This window comes from Pseudoalteromonas sp. SCSIO_11900 (genome assembly GCF_000576475.1).
Lineage (GTDB): Bacteria > Pseudomonadota > Gammaproteobacteria > Enterobacterales > Alteromonadaceae > Pseudoalteromonas > Pseudoalteromonas tetraodonis.
On sequence record NZ_KK070023.1, the window covers coordinates 2,432,817 to 2,450,010 of the forward strand.

A 17,194-nucleotide genomic window follows, 5' to 3' on the forward strand; every position below is an offset into this window, starting at 1 on the left:
ATATTAAAACCTGCTGAGAACACATCATACTTTATTTTTTAGTGCTGCAAACTTAGCATTAATGTTTTTTTGCGATAATGAGTAAAAAGGAGGGGGGGGAAATTTCAAAATAAAAAGGCGTGCACAAAGCACACCTTTTAAAAATTAAAGTACCATGGCGGCTATCCAGCCGAATACCAATAGCGGTAAATTAAAGTGAATAAAAGTTGGAACAACCGAATCCCAAATATGGTCGTGTTGACCATCAGCATTGAGTCCGGAAGTTGGCCCTAACGTGGAATCAGAGGCAGGGGAGCCGGCATCACCTAATGCGCCAGCAGTACCAACAAGTGCAGCGGTTGCCATTACGGAAAAGTTTAGCTCTAAACATAAAGGAACAAATAATGTGGCAATAATAGGTACCGTTGAAAACGAGCTGCCAATTCCCATCGTTATAAATAAGCCGACTAATAAAATTACAGCCGCAGCCATCGGCTTATTACCATCAAAAATAGCGGCGCTACTGTGAACTAAGCTGGCTACGTGCCCAGTTTCTTTCATGACTGCGGCAAAGCCTTGTGCTGAGATCATAATAAAGCCAATCATGGCCATCATTGCCACGCCTTTACTAAATACGTCGCCGTTTTCTTCCCACTTAACCACACCAAATACACTAAATATAACCACGCCAACTAGGCCGCCTAATATCATAGAGCCACTGGCATTTTGAGCAATTAACGACGCAACTACAGCAAATAAACCAACCATCAATACTTTTTTGGGGTTATCAATTTCTGTTTGTTTACTTTCAACGGTAAGGGCGGTATTTGTATATTCTCGGCGTTTTCTATAAGTCATAAACAGCGCAATTAACAACCCCACGAACATGCCAATAGCAGGAATGATCATTGCCAAAGGTACGCTGGTATTGACTATTTCAAGGCCATTATCCACTAGGTTTTTATGTAATATAGAGTATAAATAAATTCCACCAAACCCATAAGGGAGTACCATATACGAGGTAGCTAAACCAAAGGTTAAAATACAAGCAATAGCGCGTCTGTCTAATCGCAATTTGTTAAACACCACCAATAACGGGGGAATTAGAATAGGAATAAACGCAATATGAACAGGGACTAAATTTTGTGAAGAAATAGCACAAATCAAAATAATAAACAGAATAAAATAGCTTAGCAGGGTTTCGCTTGAGCCAGTTTGTGCGTTAACTTTTGCCAATAACTTCGCAGCTAAAATACGTGTTAGGCCTGACTTAGAAATTGCGACGGCAAATGCGCCCAACATAGCATAACTTAAAGCAATCTCGGCACCTGACGATAATCCTGAATTAAATGCATCGATGCTTTCTTTCAATCCCATGCCAGCGGTTAATCCGGCAACCAGTGCACTTATCGTCATTGCAACAATCACATTTACACGGACTAAAGTGAGTCCAAGCATTAAAATAACGCCGATAATTACTGCGTTCATAGATTTCTCTGTTTTGTAGATTTAATTAATTTTATCAGATATTTAGCCTGATTTTTACGTTCTTTAGTAAATGGATGCCTTGCATAGCGCACTTGCTTAAATAACTCACAAAAAGCGGTTATTTGTTGCTCTGCATGGGGCGCTTGGTTGCTAATGTGTTCTAAAGTTTGGGTTGGCGTGGCATTTTCAGGATAGCTAATCGCGTGTTTATTAGCCCAACGAATAATTTCATGATACTCATTGACCAGTGGCGGTTGTTTTATTGAGGCTTTAGGTCTGTTTAAATAAATAAAGTAAGCCGTAAAACTCAAAATTAAAATAATAATAACCCCAAGCGGCACCAGCCAAATAAACTTATTACCAAATAAGGTAGCAAATAAATCTTGTTGTTTGTCTTTATCAAACCCAAGTACCCAACTAGACCATTGATAATCTAAATTTTCTAATTCAAGTCTAAGCCAATTAATTGCGGCATAGTTACTTAAACTAACGAGTCCAAAGTTAATATTATTTTTAAATTCGTCATTAAGGGTGGTACTTTGTGACAAGGAGCCGTTTAACCGTTCGGGTGCGACAACCGCTGTGGCATCAAATACTTTCCAACCGGCACCGGTATATACTTCAACCCAGGCATGCGCATCGTATTGACGAATAGTCATATAATCACTGTTTTTATTTAGCTCGCCTCCTAAATAGCCACTGACAACACGCGCAGGAATACCTGCGCTTCTAAAAATAAAGGCGGCGGCGCTGGCATAATGCCCGCAAAAACCGCGTTTATTATCAAACATAAACTGATCGAGCGTATTTTCGCCGCGCATGGGGGTGGGTGTAAGTGTATAGCTAAATTCATTTTTTGAAAAATAGCTTAAAAGTCGATTAAAAAATTCATCAGCATTGGCGCTATTCTTTTTTAATTGTTGCGCTAACTGCTGAGATTTTTGATTATTACTAACAGTTAATTGGCTATAAAACCGATGTTGGGATTTATCAAGCGATGTGCTAGATAACGGTTCACTATTAACTGCATATTGTAAAACCTTGGATTTATATTGTTGTTTACGTAATAAACCTAAAGTATTTGCAATAACATTGGGGGTTTCACTAGTTGAAAAACCAAGCCCATATAGCCAATCTGAAATAGCAGGCTCAGCTATAACCGCATACTGAGCCTCATTTTCACTCGTACTTTTTTTAGCGGGTAATATCAACGCTTGCTTTAAAAATGAGGATGTTTTCCACGCTGCACCATCAAATTCATCATGTACAATAGCGCGCCAATAATAGGGCTTAGGGGGTGGTGTACCATTAAATTTTGCTCTAAATACCAGTTCATCTGAATTTGATAACTTTGCTATATCAAACGGATCGACTTGTTCAGATAATCCTGTTTGTGCCATTTTGGGCCCAGGTAGTTGCCAAAATGCCGGAAGTTTAGGTAAAAATAATAAAAGTATTACGGCTAAAGGAAAAGCCAGTAGCATAATTTTAGCACTTTGTTTTGAAGAGAGTTTTAAGCTATGACTAGACTCTAATAACCCTAGCACCGCAAAATTTAAAATATATAAAGTGCTTATAACTAAGGTAGTAAAAATGGTTTGGCTAAACAAATATACCGCTGAGAGTGAAAAGAACGTAAGGGTAATGATCAATTGGTAATGCTGTTTTGATTTTGCCTGCAATAATTTAAAAACACACGACAATAACAGCATGGCTACAAACAATACAACGGTATCTTTAAAGCCTATGCTGCTTAGCATAATAATTAAAGCAATGGCGGCCAATCCATTAGCAAACCACGCGTTGGGTTTCTGCTTTTGTTTAACTGTTAAATAAACATTCCAGCCACATAACACGCTAAGCATTGCAATAAAGGGCAGGGGTAAGTGCTCTGTAAAAAAACTGACTAGCCCTAAATAAATAAACGATAGAGCAAAGTTAATAACGCGATGGTTTTTAATCTCATTCATTATCATTACCGACTTGGCTTAACGCTTGTAAACAGCGCTGATGATGCAGCTTGCCTGAATTGCTGGCGATTAATTTATTAGGAAGTTTTAAAGAATAATTAATGTCACTTTCAAATGCTTGGCAAACTAAAAAACAGAGTTGCCCTAAACGCTGTTCGGTATCGCCTGTGAGTAAGTTAAAATCGAATTGTGCATCGGCTGATTTAAAATCACTAAATTGTTTTACAAGTAATTGCTGTGTTTTTGCATAGTGCTTCCATGATATTCGCTGTAACCCCATTTCTGGCAAATGAGTAATTAAACTTTCAAATTCGTCATCACCTTTATGTTTTTCGGTGCCTTCATCGGTATTATTTGCAACTAAGTTTGGGTGTTTTTGATTTGTTGTTTTAATAATTGACGGATAAACATACACTGCTTTATTCGGTTGTATATAACTCCACACACTGACTAAACCAAAGGGGTAATTACTGGCAATTTTTATTGGCTTTAACTGATAACAGCCTCGCTTGGTGTAAGGTAATGATAATTGACATTTTATTACTTCATTTTTAACGCGCGTAATGTAACACGCATTTTTAAAATCATTGGGGTAACTCAATGTAATTGATTGGCAAGGATCATCGGCTTCTATTTGCCAAACTAGCTGTGGTGCCTGAGGCGTAAAACTGTCAATGGCGTATTTAAAGTTGACAGTTAAACCTCTGGCATTACTGTAGCCCAATAACAATGCAAAAATTATAATCACAAACATTAAATAAGCCATAAACAGAATTAAATTATTTTGATAATTAATCCCCATTACAAAATTTAATGATGCAACAACGCTAAAGTAAACGCCAAGCGTGGATGGTAAAACATAAATAGTATTATGTTTTAAGGTGATGCTATTTTTTTTGTGCTTATTTTTTAATAAGACCGTTAAAATTGCGCTTTTTATTTCGTGAATAAAAGTAGGGCGCTTAAATTTATAAATACGCATTTACCTAAACGGGCACTAAAACATGTTTTAAAATGGCCGCTATTTGGGTATCGCCCGCATCACTATGTAAACCTAATCGATGCTGACACACACTTGAAAAAACAGCCTGCACATCTTCGGGTAATACGTAGTCACGGCCTTCAATATAGGCCCACGCTTTGGCCGATTTAGCCAGTGCCATACTGGCTCTTGGAGAAAGCGAAGTCGTTAATGTTTGAGACTCACGAGTATAAGTTACTAACTCAATTATATAATCAACCACCGGCGAACTTAGCGTGATATTTGATATAGCATCTTGAATTTGCTTAAGTTGATGTTGTTCAATTCGCTGCGGTAACTGCGAATAGTCACGTTTTTGATTATTTAACAGTAACCGTTTTTCTGCATCTTTAGGTGGAAACCCTAAACTAATTCGCATTAAAAAACGATCTAGTTGTGATTCTGGTAACGGGTATGTACCTGCTTGATATAATGGATTTTGAGTCGCAATTACAAAAAATGGAGTAGGGAGCGGATACTTTTCTCCATCTACTGTTACTTGGTGTTCTTCCATCGCCTCCAATAAAGCACTTTGTGTTTTAGGACCCGCGCGATTTATTTCATCAGCGAGCACCACTTGGCTGAAAATCGGGCCTTTATGAAATGAAAAACTATGTTCTTTATTATTAAATATATTGGTGCCAATAATATCAGCGGGCAATAAATCGCTGGTAAATTGTATACGCTGATACGATAACCCCAGTACTGCAGCTAATGCATGCGACAAAGTGGTTTTTCCCATACCGGGTAAGTCTTCAATTAGTAAATGGCCTTCACTAAATAAACAGGCTAACGCTAATTTTATTTGTTGTTGTTTACCAAATATAACGGTAGATAGGTCATCAATTATGGTCGTAACAATGTGCTGCATAATTTCCTTTAATCTATGAGTTCTAAACGTTTCATTACCGCATCAACTTTTTGCGCGTTATAGGGCTTAGCTATAAATTCTTTTGCGCCTAGCTCCCAAGTATTTTGCACTGTTTCAAAGCTATTGTGGCCTGAACACATAACAACATGTGCATGAGGGTGTTCGTTGTTAATTGACTCTAAAATTTCAATGCTTTCAGAATCAGGTAAATCAACATCTAAGAATATAACGTTGGGTGATTTTTCAATAAGCAGAGGTTTAGCACAATTAAAATTATCGCACTCAATAATGTCATCAAAACCTAAGCCGGCTAATACTTGGCTTAAATCAGCGCGGATCTGTTTAACATCATCAATAATTAAAATTGGTTCGAGTGGGCGTACAAATTCCATATGAATACTTCAATATTTTTTACGGCTTGTGCTTTAATATTAAGCTAAGCATTAAGGAACCTCAAGGTGATAACTATGAATAACCATAATAGTCGTTTAAAGTCAAGAAATGTCCGATACCGTCTAGTATTGGACTTAGTGAACTTAAGGCTTTTAAAATAGAGCGCTGCATATATATAGACACATTACTACCTATAATTTATATTATGTTAAATAAGATTAAAATGTACTTAATCAAACTAACTATCGGTAATTACGTCACTTATAAACATGGTATTTTAGCCCTTTTATTCGCACATTATTTATTTATAGTAATATGCTCTACTTTATTAAATATAAAAACGCTGTAATGACATTTTAATTAATCAAACTATTTAGCTCATTAATTAATTGCTTAAGCTGTTTAGTTTCGTCGTTTAGCTTTTGCTGATACTTTTCAACTTTGTCATGCTTACCTTGGCGCTTAGCTTTTTTAATATCGGTTTTATATTCTTCAATTTCTGAATTTGTATCATCTATTTCTTGCAACTCTGCTTTTAATCCATCATGGGTACAATATGCGTTTATGTTATTGAGTGATTTATTAAGACCTGCAGCTTGATGTGAATTACCTTGGCGTTTTGCAGTTTATAACTGGTGGTTAACTTCACAGGCTTTTTTCGCACATCCCGTTAAATCAGCACAATCATCTTTGGCCAATACGACTGTTGAACCGGCAAATAAAAAACTTATTGTAATACCTTTAATAATTGTCATTTTATAGTTTTTATTATCTCGCATTATTAATTATTCCTATTTAATTCATCGCTAGCGGCAAAATACAGATAACAGCCCTTGCAGCTCTTCATTTATAACATGTTGTTTTACAACATCTTGCATAGGAGTATTTGATACTTTGTTATTTAAAATACCCACCATTTTAGCGCTTTCTCCAGCACATAAAGCCTTAACACTGTGTACGCCTAATCTTATTGCTAACATACGATCCGCTGCAGATGGATTACCGCCGCGTTGTAAGTGCCCTAGCTTAGTTACGCGCAAATCTATACTGGGATTAACGGTACTTATTTTCTCACATATATGCTCAACGCCAATTTCATCACCTTCAGAGACCACCACAATAAAAGCATGCTCACTGTGATAATCGCTAATTTTATTCACTAAATAAGTTAAGTCTTCATCATTTTCAGGTATTAATATCGAATCGGCGCCAGAGGTTAAACCGGCATAAGTGCCAATATAACCAGAATCTCGTCCCATTACTTCAATAACAAACACCCTATTATGTGATTCTGCAGTATCTCTAATATTATCAATACATTGCATTGATGTGTTTACTGCGGTATCAAACCCTAAGGTGTAATCTGTACCCGCAATATCATTATCAATAGTGCCTGGAATGCCTATATACGGTATGTCAGTAATTTGTGATAACCATAAACACCCTCTAAATGAACCATCTCCACCTATCACAATTAAGGCGTCAATATTATTATGTTCAATTGTGGCTAGTGCTTGATTTCTACCGGTATAACCTCTGAATCTTTCACTACGCGCTGTTTTTAACACAGTACCACCTAAGTGCATGGTTTGTTGTAGGTTTTTGCAATCAAGTGTCACTAAATCATTATCAATTAAACCTTCAAACCCTTTTCGAACGCCCGACACTTTTATTCCGTGTTGTTGAGCGGCTTTTACTATGGCAAATAATGCGGTGTTCATCCCAGGCGCATCGCCCCCTGAGGTTAATACGGCAATGTGTTTAATTGGCTGCATCGGTTCACATCCTTCGATAAGCTAAACTTCAATAATTCATAATAGCTGTTTATGAGTAGGCTGTGTAAAGTAAGCGCAGTAAAGTTGATCTACTTAGGGTTTATTTGATTGTTTAATTAGTATGAAGGGAGCAGTTTTAAATTGAAAAGTTGGTATGTTGCTTTTGCTTTTAAAACAACATACCGTAATTTTTAATGGAGAGCCGCTGTAAAAGGAATATTTTTACAAATTTCGGCTTCTATTGTTAGTAACTCGTCTAAGCGTTCGTCAACTTCTTGCTTATCAAAGTATTCGTAGGCGAGTTCCACAAATAAATTTTTATGTTTTTCTTCTGATTTAGCAATTGCGACATAAAAATCTTTTTCTTTTCCTTCAGGTAGTGCCTCGGCAACTAAAGAAAAACGTTCATGTCCCCTCGCCTCAATTACCCCACCTACTAATAATCTGTCCATTAAAAAACCGTCACGACCATGCCTAAAGTGTGCACGAATTTGTTTAATGTATGGATCTTTTTTATCATCACCCAAATTAGTATCGCGTTCAATTAATAGTTTAAGCACTTGTTTAAAATGAATTAACTCTTCAAGAGCTAAGTCAGTCATGGCTTTAACTAATTTACGCTTATCCGGATAATGTGAAAGCATTGACATAGCCATGCCAGATGCTTTTTTCTCAGCAGCAGCGTGGTCTTGTAAAAAGGTTTCGAAGTCAGCTAAAACAACTTCGGTCCATTCAAATGGCGTGTGGTATTTTAATTCAAACATAGGGATACAACTTATAAAATAATGCGTGGATTTTAGCGTATTTAAAAATAAAAATCTTTGATCGCGATTTAAATTTAACTTTCATAAGGCAAAAACTTATCAATCCGCCCTTTCGCCGTCGACTCAATTTTTAATGGGTGCTTTATATCATTCCATGCAGTGACTTTACCGCCCATGTTCATTTTTTCAAAGCCAGCTAAGCTGCTGGTAATATTTAAAAACTCACATAGCTTATTAAAACTCTCGGGATTTGCTATATCAATGGCTAAAAAATCATTAGGCCGGTCAGCAAAATAAGCATTAGCACTATTAAAATGAGTGTTATAACAATTAGTTAAATATTCATCCTGATTAATGTTTTCGAGTGAAAAATCATTAAACGTATTTAAATAACAGCGCTTTAAATGAATATTAAAGCCCCCATCAGCACGCGTTAAATTAGTATGCATACGCAGTAAAAGCTGTTTGATTGAAGGCAGCCACGCGCTAAGTTCTCGCTTTAAATATACAAATTTAGAACCTGAGTAATATTTATCTAATGTTTGATAATCGTTAAATACAGGTGTGTCTGCGATAGCCACCGCATTTTCAAAACAAGCGTTAGTGTAAGCAGTATGGGCAGTAGGTATACCAAAATCTAAAAATGCATTACATACGCTAGTCGTCCCAGTGCGTGGTAAACCAATAATAAATATTTTTTGTGTCATGGCGTTTTAAATTTCTTTTTCTGAAAACCAAAGTGATGCATCATTAAGGGGTGTTAATGCGGGTAACTGCTTGTTTTTTAATTTAATGATAATTTTATTTTTTATATCTGCATGCTCAATCGCACTGCGATGATAAGCCTTAAACAAACGATCAAACTCACCGTTTTTACGCATAATAGCTAAGCCTTTCTCAACCGCTTGCGCTATTTCGGGCTTTTCTTTACTAAAAAAGAAGTAGATTGCACTTGGGTATTGCAACAAGAAGTGTGGCACTATCGTGAGGTTAGCACCGGCTTCATCTTTAAAGGTATTGAGCTCAGTTTCAACCTCTAACACAGAACGAGGAAATACATCACCTCGGCTTTTTATCAACATATTAAATAACGAACTATATTCGATTGATGTCGATACAGTTAAGCCGTTATCCTGCAGTATTTGTGTGTCAGGCCAATCATGCCCTTGAATAAAGTGTATGCTTTTAAAGTCGCTAAGGGTATTGATGTTTAATAAGGTATTCACTTTATCCTGTGTAGTTACCAAAACACGCCACCCATATAACCCCTTAAATATAGGCACTCTAACGGGTAGTAATTGTTGCTCACGCTGTTTAGAGGTCATGGTCCAAGCTACGTTTATTTCATCATTATGAAGAATTTGCTTTAACGCGCGGCTCTGTGGCATCGAAATACTTGAGGGTTGTAATGTAAAATTTTCTCCGCTGAATTGCAGAGCTGTTCTTAATAGTACTAACGGGTATAATATTTCATCTTCACCACTGCGCATTGTTTTGGGGTATACAACATGCAAACTAGAAACGGTGTTTTTGCTATTATTTTCTATTGCCCATGCAAATGATGTCAGTGAACTGAAAAAATATAAACATGTAAAAAAAATAGCTAACCGCATAATCGTTTATCTACTTAAAAGTAATAACACCGCGCTTACTATCACAATAGCAAAGGTGAACATCATGCTCAATCCACGTGCCTTTAAATTATTGTTAATAATGGCAGAACCATGAACAAACGGCTGATAAATAATAAACCGCCTAGTGCATGTACATAATGACTAGCTAACCCTTGATACTCCAATAAAAAAACTAAAATTAAGCTAATGGGCACGTACTCAATAAAATTACCATGCGCTCGGGTTGCACGTTCAAGCGCGGTATTACTGCCATTACCTAACGAAATCCCTTCGGCTTTACGTATTTTTATAACATTAACACTCAAATAAATATAATAAAGGGCCAATAAGGCCGCATAGCTAGATATGATCACAGTATAGTCCATTTAATTTTTCAGCAATAATAACACATAAGTTAAGCGGTAAATCAGTAGTTTTATCATGAACTATGCTAGAGTAATTTATACATTGGAATAGTAATAAGTAAGGATAATATGTATTTAAGAACAAAAATTACCAATCACTATCGTGAAATAATAAACAGTATTGGCTTTTATCCCTCGCTCCTGTCTGTTGCGTTTTTAATTTTTGCTGTACTCACTATGTCTGTTGAGTATTTAGCCCCTATAGAGCAATTTAAATCATTAATCTCATTTGTATTAGTAGACAGTGCAGAAAACGCACGAACCATATTAAGCACCTTAGCTGGTAGTATTATTTCGTTAACCGTATTTAGTTTTTCTATGGTGATGGTGGTTTTAAATGCGGCCAGCGCTAGCTTGTCACCCAGAGTCGTTCCTGGGCTTATTACCCGTAAATCGCATCAAATGGTATTAGGGTTTTATTTAGGCAGTATTATTTATTCTATTATAATGCTCATTAATATTAATAAGTTAGATAACGGAAATACGGCAATACCCTCATTAGGGGTGCTCTTTGCATTAATTTTTGGTTTGATTTCTTTGGGCTTGTTCGTTTTTTTTATTCACTCTATTTCAAAAGCAATTCAGGTTGATAACGTATTAAATGGTTTATTTAGACAAACCAAACAAGAGATCCAAGACATCATCAACAAACAAGACAATAACCCCGTTGATAACTTACCTGAATTTTCAAATTGGCATTCAATAAAAAGTACTACTGAGGGTTACTACAAAGGGGTTCACACAAATAAGCTGTGTGCTATTTTGGCTGAAGAAAAAATAGAACTTTTTATTACCGTTAAGCAAGGTTACTTTACCGTTAAAGGCTACCCTTTCTTAAAGTGTAATAAAGACATTTGTGAAAACGAAGAGTTAATAGAGAAAATCTTAGACTGCTTTATTTTTTATATAGAAGAATACATTAGCGATCATTACCGTTATGGATTAACCCAAATTTCTGAAATTGCGGTAAAAGCAATGAGCCCTGGGATTAACGATCCGGGCACAGCGGTTAAAGCTATTGATATGCTGAGTATTTTATTGATTGCTCGCCTAAAGATTAATGCGATTAACTACGCGTATTATCAACCAGAAGAAGCCCCTTTGCTCTATTTCCATGAAACCAGTTTTGATGAATTACTGCACGATAACTTCACTCCTTTGCGTAATTATGCCAAAGCAGATGCCTATGTAATGACCAATGTTATTGAAGCATTTAAAAATATTTTGTTTATTGCCAACGAGGATGTTGAAGCTCGAAACAGTGTGTTTAATTATTTAGTTGCCATTGTTGATGATATTAATCAGCACATTTGTAATGAGTATGACCGGCGAGAAATTAGAAATATGCTACAAGCAATAGTGCGAATTAGTGAGTTACAAGGTAAGCAGTTGGTGGCACGTTTTGAGCAGCACCAACCTATTAGCGAGTAGGCTCTGTAGAGCTATTTATTCTGCCGAGGGGCAAAGAGTTATCGCTCCTCGGCAGCGCCTATTTGGCATTGAAAGATCATCAAGCCCTAATCTATATAATAAATTGCATAGCTTGACGCGCTAATAGTAATTTCACCCGCATGATAGGCATCTGGGACATAATTACCAGGTGCACTGTCTGCCATCATTACTTTTTCACTTCGCATGTACGGTGTAGATGGCATATCAAGCGGGGTTAACGACGCGCTATATAAGCCTTTTAACTCTACATCAAAGTCGTCACTTAGCTCTTTTGCCGCGACTTTGGCTTGTTTAATTGCCATTTTTTGTGCTTTTTTATGCAGCTCATCGTAGTTGCTAGCTAAAAATTGCGTTTGTCTAATTTCATTAATGCCATTATTAACTAAGCTCTGTAGTAATTCAGGGTATTTATTAATTGCAGAGAGTTTAATGGTGAGCGTTCTTGATACTTTAAAGCCAGTAAACTCTTGTTTACCTGTTTCACGATTATATTGGTTATCACGGTATATAGAAATTTGACCGGCATTAATATCCGCATCATCTACCCCTAGTTTTTTTACTAAACTTATTGCACTGGCCATAGTGGTATCGGTTTGTTTTTTTGCTGCAATTAAGTCTTTATCTATTTCAGTAATGCCCACCGTTAATAAAACATGATCCGGCATCGTCGTTACTGAAGCTTCACCTTTAACATAAATATGCGGCTCTTCTGGGGCGTTGCTTGCATAAGCTGATGTACTGAGTAATGCGGCGGTTAAAATCGAAAGCGTTTTCATAAGTCTATCCTTTTAAATTTGATTGCCTCAGTTAACACCTTATGCGGTTAATTAAAGATGAACAAGCATAAAAAAACAGGCAAAAGCCTGTTTTTTTTAATCTCTACTGTAATTAAATGCTGCAACGCTTGTAGTTACGGTATTTTGGTAACCAGTAGTTTTTGTCGATGGCTGCCCACAGCGCATCGTCTGAAATTTCAAGGGCTACGCCCTCTTCAATTGCTTTTTTAGCCACTGCAAACGCAATACGTTTACTAAGCGTTTCAATTTCAGTCAGTGCCGGTAGTAAGCTGCCTTTACCTGTATTAGCTAAAGGTGACGACTCAGCCAACATTTCGCTCGACATTATTAGCATCGCATCGGTAATGCGGGTTGCTTTGGCGGCAATAACACCTAAGCCAATACCTGGGAATATGTAACTATTATTACATTGTGGAATTGGGTAAGTCACACCGTTATAAACAACTGGGTCGAATGGGCTGCCAGTTGCAACAATTGCTTTGCCATCGGTCCATTTAATTACATCTTCTGGATACGCTTCAACTTGCTTAGATGGATTACTTAACGGGAAAATAATTGGCGATTCACATTTAGCATGCATAGCGCGAATGACTTGTTCGGTAAATAAGCCAGGTTGGCCTGATACACCAATTAAAATATCTGGTTCAGCACAATGCATTACATCTAATAACGACGCGTATTCACCGCTGTAGATCCAATCAGCTAAGCAGCTAGTTGGTTGTGCAAGCATTTGTTGAAAGTCACGTAAGCCTTGCATACCATCTGTTAATAAGCCAAAACGGTCAACCATAAAGACTTGGCTACGTGCCTGTGCTTCACTAATACCCTCAGCAACCATAGTGCTAACGATTTGTTCAGCAATACCACAGCCTGCAGAGCCTGCGCCTACAAAAACAACTTTTTGAGTTGATAATTTAGCACCTTTAACACGACATGCTGCTAATAAAGAGCCCACAGTGACCGATGCAGTTCCTTGAATATCATCATTAAAACTACAAATTTCGTTGCGGTAACGCTTTAATAATGGCATTGCATTAGGCTGAGCAAAATCTTCAAACTGCAATAACACATTTGGCCAGCGACGTTTTACTGCTTTAATGAATAAGTCTAAAAACTCATCGTATTCATCTTGTGTAATACGTTTATGGCGAGCACCCATGTACATTGGGTCGTTTAATAATTTTTCGTTATTGGTTCCCACATCGAGCATAACCGGTAACGTATAAGCTGGGCTAATACCGCCACACGCGGTATACAAAGAAAGTTTACCAATTGGAATGCCCATACCGCCAATACCTTGGTCGCCAAGGCCTAAAATACGCTCACCGTCGGTAACAACAATCACTTTTACTTTGCCTTTTGTGGCATTACGTAAAATATCGTCAATGTGAAAGCGATCTTCATACGAAATAAATAAACCACGGGCACTGCGATAAATATCAGAAAACTTTTCACAGGCATCACCCACTGTTGGGGTGTAGATAATAGGCATCATTTCTTCGATATGATCGCGCACTAAACGGTAAAAAAGCGTTTCGTTATTATCTTGAATGGCGCGTAAATAAATGTGCTTATTTAAGTTGTCGTTAAAACTTGAGTATTGTTGGTAACAACGCTCAACTTGCTCTTCTATTGTTTCGTAACGAGGAGGAAGTAAACCGGCAAGATTAAAGTTTTCACGTTCTTTTTGGCTAAAAGCACTTCCTTTATTCAATAGCGGGGTTTCAATTAGGCCTGGGCCAGAATAAGGAATATAAAGATAATTTGGATCGGTATTTGTAGTCATATTTCCAAGCTTTACTGAATCTTAAGTAATGATCTGCCATTATCATTGTTAAAGGCTAAATTGCAATGACATTTAAGCTTGTCAGACCATTGAAAATTTACAAATACAAGCGCTACTTTAGTATAAAGTCACTCATATTTGGTGAATATGTTAGCAGGCTGTTGTGAATTTATAAAAATTAAAAACGGGCATTGGACCAGCGTTTGCTGTGTTCAATGGTTACAACAGTGTCAGTTATTTTTAGATTTGCTAATTTTTTACATTAGTTAACATACTATTTTCAATCAAATAATCATTAACTATTAAGCTATTACATAAATAACAGCAGGTAATACATTAGCTGCAAACCTGCTGTTGATTATACATGTTTTAGAATTTAAATGAGGCTTTATTATTACTTAAATCCGATAATGCCATCCCTTCCCTGCGAGGATCGGCGGCGCCATACAAACGGTTATTTTTAACTTCTACCGCATGCAGCCCAGAGTTTAAGTCAATCACGCGCACATCATGGCCGCGCTTTTTAAGCTTTGGTACCACCGCTTCAAGTGCAGTGCCTTTTTCTACGCTGGTGTAGTCGTTGCGATTAGTGGTTCGCGGTAAATTAATGGCTTGTTGCGCGTTTAAATTCCAATCTAAAACGCCAATAACAACTTGCGCTACATAATCAATAATGCGACTACCACCAGGAGAGCCGACCACTAAACGTAAGCTCCCATCTTGATTAAATACCATTACGGGTGACATTGAGCTGCGCGGACGTTTATGGGCTTCTACTCTGTTAGCCACTAACTTGCCATTTTTACGCGGCGAGAGTGAAAAATCAGTCAGCTGATTGTTTAAAATGAAGCCATTAACCATGACCGTCGAACCAAACGCCATTTCTATAGAGCTGGTCATCGAAACAGCATTGCCTTTGCTATCAACAATCGAGACATGTGACGTAGACGGAAGTTCAAAAGAGTCATCATTTGCGTAGCTTAAGTAATCAACTGGATCACCAGGAAATGCTTTTTTATCTTCTTCGCTAATTAACTTTGCGCGGGTAGCGATGTAATCTTTGTTTAATAACTCCTCGGTAGGGACTTGGGTAAAATCAGGATCGCCAATGTATTTATTTCGATCAGCAAACGCAATGCGCGATGCTTGGCTAAAGTAATGAATAGCCTCTGCGCTATTAGCTTTAATATTGGCCATATCTTTATGTTCAAGCAAGCCTAAAATTTGTAGCACCGCTACACCGCCACTACTAGGTGGTGCCATTGAGCACACTTTGTAAACGCGGTATTTAATACATACAGGGGCGCGCTCTTTGCTGGTGTAGTTAGCAAGATCTTGTACAGATAATTTACCCGGGGCAATTTTTGATTTCTGCACTGCACTTACCATGGCTTTTGCATTATCACCTTTATAAAAAGCATCAATCCCTTGTGAGGCAATGTCTTTGTATAAATTAGCAAGCGGCTGGTTTTTTTTAATACTGCCTACTTTGATCACTTCACCATTGGGGAAAAAATACTCATTGATCACCGGCATACTCATAACACCCGGGTTTAACTGCCTAACGAGTAAGCCATGTAATCGTGGAGATACTTCAAACCCTTGTTCGGCTAGTGCAATAGCTGGCTTAAATAACGTTGCCCATGGCAAATTACCATATTGTTTATGGGCACTGGCAAACGCATGTAAAATACCTGGTACACCCACAGAGCGACCACCTACAACTGCTTCAATCCATTTAACAGCTTTGCCATGTTCATTTAAAAACAGGTTTTCATCGGCATTACTGGGGGCTGTTTCGCGACCATCAAAACTAGTGAGTTTATTGTTAGCTTTGTTGTAATACATCATAAACGTACCACCACCAATGCCTGATGACTGCGGCTCAACTAATGTAAGCACTAATTGGGTGGCAATTGCGGCATCAACGGCGCTTCCGCCTTGGGCTAAAATGGCCTTTCCCGCTTGTGAGGCATAAGGATTTGCAGCCGCAACCATGTATTTATCGCCAGGTACTAATTGCTTTTGTACTACCCCTGTGGCGGCTTCTGGTTCACGGGTTTCAATTTGGCTTGCTTGCTGTGCAAATAAAGGGAAAGACAGTGCACTTAAAGAGAGAGCAAATAAAGAGTTGAGCTTAAAATTCATAATTACTGATTAAACTTAAATTGCATGGAAGATAATTGGCATCTTAAAGTTAAACAGGCACAATATGCAAAAATAAATATAAAAAAATGATCATTAAATGCTTAATTTACCCCTTCAGCCGCGTTATGTTTTACCCCCCTTGTGTTTAATTGTATTAAGTACGCTCTTAGCATGGCTTGGTATGAACAATGAGCTTGAGTTTAATCGCCCATTAATTGAACAAGGTCAACTGTGGCGTTTATTTACCAGCCAATTTGTGCATGCTAACTGGGCACATTTAGGTTTAAATTGTGCCGGTATAGCACTTATTTGGTTGCTTCATGGCGAATACACAACGCCTAAGCATTACAGCTTTAATATTGCACTCCTTGCGCTTTGGTGTGGCTTGGGGGTTTATTGGTTTTGTCCAACAATCATTATTTATACAGGGCTGAGTGCGCTATTGCATGGCGTGATCGTGTGGGGGGCCATAAAAGATGTCACCGTTGGGCTAAAATCAGGCTATATCTTGTTTATTGGCGTATGGATAAAGCTTATTCTTGAGCAAGTTAATGGTCCAAGCGCAGAAATTGGTCAACTTATTCAATCAACGGTGGCCGTTGATGCGCATTTAATTGGCGCAATTGGTGGGGGTTTATTAGCTGTGCCGCTGGTTGTAAAACACATCAAAAACGATAATAAACACAGCTAAAAAAACGCCACATAAGTGGCG

General features: G+C 37.6%; 15 protein-coding genes and 2 pseudogenes. 2 read left to right on the plus strand and 15 right to left on the minus strand.

Going from position 1 to position 17,194, the window contains the following annotated elements; all coding sequences use genetic code 11:
* Nucleotides 1-144: 144 nt before the first annotated feature.
* From BG00_RS11310 to BG00_RS11360, 12 genes and pseudogenes are all read right to left on the minus strand, one after another.
* The gene (locus BG00_RS11310) at nt 145-1,467 is read right to left on the minus strand and encodes a Na+/H+ antiporter family protein (RefSeq protein WP_036982691.1); all 1,323 of its coding nucleotides are present in this window, start codon (nt 1,465-1,467) and stop codon (nt 145-147) included.
* Nucleotides 1,464-3,437 carry a transglutaminase TgpA family protein gene (locus BG00_RS11315; RefSeq protein WP_036983448.1) on the minus strand — a complete coding sequence of 658 codons (1,974 nt, stop codon included), beginning with the start codon at nt 3,435-3,437 and terminating at the stop codon, nt 1,464-1,466. The genes BG00_RS11310 and BG00_RS11315 overlap by 4 nt, the downstream gene beginning before the upstream one ends.
* Nucleotides 3,430-4,419 (minus strand): DUF58 domain-containing protein, encoded by a 990-nt coding sequence (locus BG00_RS11320; RefSeq protein WP_036982693.1) that lies wholly within the window; start codon nt 4,417-4,419, stop codon nt 3,430-3,432. The genes BG00_RS11315 and BG00_RS11320 overlap by 8 nt, the downstream gene beginning before the upstream one ends.
* A 4-nt stretch (nt 4,420-4,423) precedes the next feature.
* Nucleotides 4,424-5,329, minus strand: a complete 906-nt coding sequence (locus BG00_RS11325) for an AAA family ATPase (protein WP_036982694.1) — start codon at nt 5,327-5,329, stop codon at nt 4,424-4,426.
* Nucleotides 5,330-5,337: 8 nt separating this feature from the next.
* Nucleotides 5,338-5,721 carry a response regulator gene (locus tag BG00_RS11330; protein ID WP_036982695.1) on the minus strand — a complete coding sequence of 128 codons (384 nt, stop codon included), beginning with the start codon at nt 5,719-5,721 and terminating at the stop codon, nt 5,338-5,340.
* Between the two features lie 357 nt (nt 5,722-6,078).
* Nucleotides 6,079-6,333, minus strand: a pseudogene (locus tag BG00_RS18130) (DUF1090 domain-containing protein); the annotation flags it as partial.
* A 15-nt stretch (nt 6,334-6,348) separates the two neighbouring features.
* Nucleotides 6,349-6,501 carry a hypothetical protein gene (locus tag BG00_RS18135; RefSeq protein ID WP_249929830.1) on the minus strand — a complete coding sequence of 51 codons (153 nt, stop codon included), beginning with the start codon at nt 6,499-6,501 and terminating at the stop codon, nt 6,349-6,351.
* Between the two features lie 27 nt (nt 6,502-6,528).
* A complete protein-coding gene (locus BG00_RS11340; protein ID WP_036982696.1) occupies nt 6,529-7,497 on the minus strand; it encodes an ATP-dependent 6-phosphofructokinase in 969 nt (322 codons plus the stop codon).
* A gap of 191 nt (nt 7,498-7,688) precedes the next feature.
* Nucleotides 7,689-8,261 (minus strand): MiaE family protein, encoded by a 573-nt coding sequence (locus tag BG00_RS11345; protein WP_013464932.1) that lies wholly within the window; start codon nt 8,259-8,261, stop codon nt 7,689-7,691.
* Nucleotides 8,262-8,335: 74 nt separating this feature from the next.
* Nucleotides 8,336-8,968 (minus strand): sulfotransferase, encoded by a 633-nt coding sequence (locus BG00_RS11350; RefSeq protein WP_036982697.1) that lies wholly within the window; start codon nt 8,966-8,968, stop codon nt 8,336-8,338.
* A 6-nt stretch (nt 8,969-8,974) separates the two neighbouring features.
* The gene (locus BG00_RS11355; protein WP_036982698.1) at nt 8,975-9,874 is read right to left on the minus strand and encodes a hypothetical protein; all 900 of its coding nucleotides are present in this window, start codon (nt 9,872-9,874) and stop codon (nt 8,975-8,977) included.
* Between the two features lie 6 nt (nt 9,875-9,880).
* Nucleotides 9,881-10,248: pseudogene (locus tag BG00_RS11360) on the minus strand (MAPEG family protein).
* Between the two features lie 120 nt (nt 10,249-10,368).
* On the opposite strand from BG00_RS11360, the gene BG00_RS11365 reads away from it, so the two are divergent.
* Nucleotides 10,369-11,730, plus strand: a complete 1,362-nt coding sequence (locus tag BG00_RS11365; protein ID WP_036982699.1) for a DUF2254 domain-containing protein — start codon at nt 10,369-10,371, stop codon at nt 11,728-11,730.
* Nucleotides 11,731-11,816: 86 nt separating this feature from the next.
* Here the strand turns inward: BG00_RS11365 and BG00_RS11370 are convergent, their stop codons facing one another.
* The 3 genes from BG00_RS11370 to ggt form a co-directional block, all read right to left on the minus strand.
* Nucleotides 11,817-12,527, minus strand: coding sequence for an SIMPL domain-containing protein (locus tag BG00_RS11370; RefSeq protein ID WP_036982700.1), 711 nt, complete (start codon nt 12,525-12,527; stop codon nt 11,817-11,819).
* A 112-nt stretch (nt 12,528-12,639) separates the two neighbouring features.
* Nucleotides 12,640-14,334, minus strand: coding sequence for an NAD-dependent malic enzyme (locus BG00_RS11375; protein ID WP_036982701.1), 1,695 nt, complete (start codon nt 14,332-14,334; stop codon nt 12,640-12,642).
* 369 nt (nt 14,335-14,703) lie between these two features.
* On the minus strand, nt 14,704-16,482 hold the full coding sequence (ggt, locus tag BG00_RS11380; RefSeq protein ID WP_036982702.1) for a gamma-glutamyltransferase: 1,779 nt from the start codon (nt 16,480-16,482) through the stop codon (nt 14,704-14,706).
* 97 nt (nt 16,483-16,579) lie between these two features.
* On the opposite strand from ggt, the gene rrtA reads away from it, so the two are divergent.
* Complete coding sequence (rrtA, locus tag BG00_RS11385) at nt 16,580-17,173, plus strand: rhombosortase (protein ID WP_036982703.1); 594 nt, start codon at nt 16,580-16,582, stop codon at nt 17,171-17,173.
* Nucleotides 17,174-17,194 lie beyond the last annotated feature (21 nt).

What these genes read in the sequence shown, in the direction of transcription:
- BG00_RS11375 (WP_036982701.1), bottom strand. Translation starts at nt 14,334, where the DNA reads ATGACTACAAATACCGATCCAAATTATCTTTATATTCCTTATTCTGGC.
- BG00_RS18135 (WP_249929830.1), bottom strand. Translation starts at nt 6,501, where the DNA reads ATGCGAGATAATAAAAACTATAAAATGACAATTATTAAAGGTATTACA.
- BG00_RS11320 (WP_036982693.1), bottom strand. Translation starts at nt 4,419, where the DNA reads ATGCGTATTTATAAATTTAAGCGCCCTACTTTTATTCACGAAATAAAA.
- BG00_RS11340 (WP_036982696.1), bottom strand. Translation starts at nt 7,497, where the DNA reads ATGCAGCCAATTAAACACATTGCCGTATTAACCTCAGGGGGCGATGCG.
- BG00_RS11365 (WP_036982699.1), top strand. Translation starts at nt 10,369, where the DNA reads ATGTATTTAAGAACAAAAATTACCAATCACTATCGTGAAATAATAAAC.
- BG00_RS11345 (WP_013464932.1), bottom strand. Translation starts at nt 8,261, where the DNA reads ATGTTTGAATTAAAATACCACACGCCATTTGAATGGACCGAAGTTGTT.
- BG00_RS11310 (WP_036982691.1), bottom strand. Translation starts at nt 1,467, where the DNA reads ATGAACGCAGTAATTATCGGCGTTATTTTAATGCTTGGACTCACTTTA.
- ggt (WP_036982702.1), bottom strand. Translation starts at nt 16,482, where the DNA reads ATGAATTTTAAGCTCAACTCTTTATTTGCTCTCTCTTTAAGTGCACTG.
- BG00_RS11355 (WP_036982698.1), bottom strand. Translation starts at nt 9,874, where the DNA reads ATGCGGTTAGCTATTTTTTTTACATGTTTATATTTTTTCAGTTCACTG.
- BG00_RS11330 (WP_036982695.1), bottom strand. Translation starts at nt 5,721, where the DNA reads ATGGAATTTGTACGCCCACTCGAACCAATTTTAATTATTGATGATGTT.
- BG00_RS11370 (WP_036982700.1), bottom strand. Translation starts at nt 12,527, where the DNA reads ATGAAAACGCTTTCGATTTTAACCGCCGCATTACTCAGTACATCAGCT.
- BG00_RS11350 (WP_036982697.1), bottom strand. Translation starts at nt 8,968, where the DNA reads ATGACACAAAAAATATTTATTATTGGTTTACCACGCACTGGGACGACT.
- BG00_RS11325 (WP_036982694.1), bottom strand. Translation starts at nt 5,329, where the DNA reads ATGCAGCACATTGTTACGACCATAATTGATGACCTATCTACCGTTATA.
- rrtA (WP_036982703.1), top strand. Translation starts at nt 16,580, where the DNA reads ATGCTTAATTTACCCCTTCAGCCGCGTTATGTTTTACCCCCCTTGTGT.
- BG00_RS11315 (WP_036983448.1), bottom strand. Translation starts at nt 3,437, where the DNA reads ATGAATGAGATTAAAAACCATCGCGTTATTAACTTTGCTCTATCGTTT.